A 2,834-nucleotide genomic window follows, 5' to 3' on the forward strand; every position below is an offset into this window, starting at 1 on the left:
CGCGCACGGCACCGGCGACTACGGCAGCGCGCTGGCCGATGCGCGGCGCCTCATGCAGCAGCCGCAGGCCACGCCGTCGGCCCGCGTGCTCGACCGCATGGCCGAGGCGCACGGCAAGAGCTTCAGTGCCTTCGCGCTGGAGCGATCGCAATGGGCGCGCGACACGCTGCTGGCCATGCCGTGGACCAAGGCGCAGCAGGCCCGGTTCGAGGCCGCCGCCGCGCAATCGGTGGCCGAGCAAAAGGCCATCGAAGCGGCGGACACCCTGCCGTTCGAAGCCTGGCGCGAGCAGTACATGGCGGTGCCCGTCCACGGTTGATACCGGCGCGGCCCGGGCATCGCCAGGACCGCCGCCCGCGCTGAGCGCCTAGCCCGGCTTGCGGGCCTGCGCCGCACTGCGGATGCCCTGCAGCGTGCCCGTGGGCGTGATGGCCTCCGGGTCCAGCAGGCAGTGCAGCACGCAGGGCAGGCCGCTGGCCCGGGCGCGTGCCAGCGCCGGGGCGAACTCCGCCGTCGTCTCCACCCGCTCGCCGTGCCCGCCGAAGGCCGCGGCATAGGCCTTGAAATCCGGGTTCTTCAACTGGGTGGCGCTCACGCGGCCGGGGTATTCGCGCTCCTGGTGCATGCGGATGGTGCCGTACATGGCGTTGTCTAGCAGCACCACGATGATGGGCAGGCCGTACTGCACGGCGGTGGCGAACTCCTGCCCGTGCATCAGAAAGTCGCCGTCGCCCGCGAACACCACCACCTCGCGCTGCGGCCACAGCCGCTTGGCCCCCACGCCGGCCGGCAGGCCGTAGCCCATCGATCCACTGGTGGGCGCCAGCTGGCTGGCATAGGCGGTGAACGGCCAGAAGCGGTGCACCCAGGTGGCGAAGTTGCCCGCGCCGTTGCAAAAGATCGCATCGGCCGGCAGCACCTCGCGCAGGTGGCGCATGACCTCGCCCATCTGCAGCGGGCCCGGGATCCGGATCGGGTCCGGATCGCTCCAGGCCAGGTACTCGGCGCGGGCGGCCTGCGTGTGCGCCGTCCAGCGCACCGCGGCGGGCGGCTGCAGCGCGGCAAGTGCGTTGGCAAAGGCCTGTGGCGTGGCGTGGATGGACTGCGTTGCCCGGTACAGGCGTCCCAGTTCGTTGGCATCGGCATGCACATGCACCAGGGGCTGCGCCGGCACGGGAATGTCGAACAGCTCGTAGCCTTGCGACGGAATCTCCGACAGGCGCCCGCCCACCACCAGCACCAGATCGCTCCCGCGAATGCGCGCCAGCAGCTTGGGGTTCACCCCCAGGCCCAGGTCGCCACCGTAGCTGGCGTGGTCGGCCGGGAACAGCATCTGCCGGCGGAACGAGCAGTACACCGGCAGCGACCAAGCCGTGGCGAACGCCACGAAGTCGCGCACCGCCTGCTCTGACCACCGGCTCCCGCCCAGGATGGCGACGGGACGCTCGGCGGCGGCCAGGCGCTCGGCCAGTTCCTGCAGCGCGGCCGCGCCGGGGTGGGTTTCCGGCACCGTGTAGGGCAGGGCGTCGGCCACCTGCACGGCATCGGTCAGCATGTCCTCGGGCAGCGCCACCACCACCGGGCCCGGGCGGCCCGACGTGGCGACGTGGAAGGCGCGAGACACCAGTTCGGGCACGCGGCGCGCGTCGTCGATCTGCACCACCCACTTGGCCATGGTGCCGAACACCGCGCCGTAGTCCAGCTCCTGGAACGCCTCGCGGCCCAGCGCGCCGCGCGCCACCTGGCCCACGAACACGATGAGCGGCGTCGAATCCTGGTGCGCGATGTGGATGCCGGCCGAGGCATTGGTCACCCCCGGGCCACGCGTCACGAAGCAGATGCCGGGCTGCCCGGTGAGCTTGCCCTGCGCCTCGGCCATCATGGCCGCGCCGCCCTCCTGGCGGCACACGGTGACGGCGATCTGCGCGTCGTGCAGGGCATCCAGCACGGCCAGGTAGCTTTCGCCGGGCACGCAGAAAAGCTGTTGCACGCCGTGCAGGATGAGCTGGTCCACGAGGACCTGGCCGCCGGTGCGGGGAGAAACGGTGGAAGTCATGAAGGCGTCGATCAAGGGCGTTGAAGGAATGGAAACATGGCGGGCCGGCTCACCGCAGCGCCGCGCAGGCGTCCTGGATGCGCTGGCAGGCCGTCTGCAGCTGGGCCATCGAGGTAGCGTACGAGATGCGGAAGTACGGCGCCAGCCCGAAATACGTGCCCGGCACCACCGCCACCTCGTACTCGGCCAGCAGGTACTGGCAAAAGTCCACGTCGGTCTTGAGCAGCGCGCCGCCCGGCGTGGTGCGGCCCAGCGTGCCGGCGCAACTGGCATAGGTGTAGAACGCGCCCTCGGGCGTGCGGCAGCGCAGGCCGGGCGCCTGGTTCAGCGCCTGCACCACGAAGTCGCGCCGGGCCTGGAAATCCGCGCAGCGCTCGGCCACGATGGCCTGCGGCCCGGTCAGCGCCTCGATGGCCGCCGCCTGGCTGATGGAGGAGGGGCACGAGGTGCATTGGCTCTGCACCACCGCCATGGCGGCGATCAGCTCGCGCGGGCCGCCGGCGAAGCCGATGCGCCAACCCGTCATGGCATAGGCCTTGGACACGCCGTTCACCGTGAGGCAGCGGTTTTTCAGGCGCGGCTCCAGCGCGGCTGGCGTGGCGAAGGCCGCGCCGTCGTACAGGATGTGCTCGTAGATGTCGTCCGACAGCAGCCACACCTGCGGGTGGCGCAGCAGCACGTCCAGCAGCGGGCGCAACTGCGCGGCGCTGTAGGCGGCCCCGGTGGGGTTGGAGGGCGAGTTGAGCAGCAACCAGCGCGTGCGCGGCGTGATGGCCGC

2 protein-coding genes and 1 pseudogene are annotated in these 2,834 nt (G+C 71.5%); 1 reads left to right on the forward strand and 2 read right to left on the reverse strand.

Translation table 11 applies throughout. The features are described 5' to 3' along the window. Window positions 1-319: pseudogene (locus AC27KI_RS22150) on the forward strand (glutamate--cysteine ligase); the annotation flags it as partial. A 48-nt stretch (window positions 320-367) separates the two neighbouring features. On the opposite strand, the gene AC27KI_RS22155 reads toward AC27KI_RS22150, so the two are convergent. Beyond that, window positions 368-2,056 (reverse strand): thiamine pyrophosphate-binding protein, encoded by a 1,689-nt coding sequence (locus AC27KI_RS22155; protein ID WP_487115863.1) that lies wholly within the window; start codon window positions 2,054-2,056, stop codon window positions 368-370. Window positions 2,057-2,105: 49 nt separating this feature from the next. Next, on the reverse strand, window positions 2,106-2,834 hold a 729-nt coding region (locus AC27KI_RS22160; protein WP_487090729.1), incomplete at its 5' end, for an aminotransferase class I/II-fold pyridoxal phosphate-dependent enzyme.

The organism is Acidovorax sp. KPB24-03 (genome assembly GCF_057546605.1).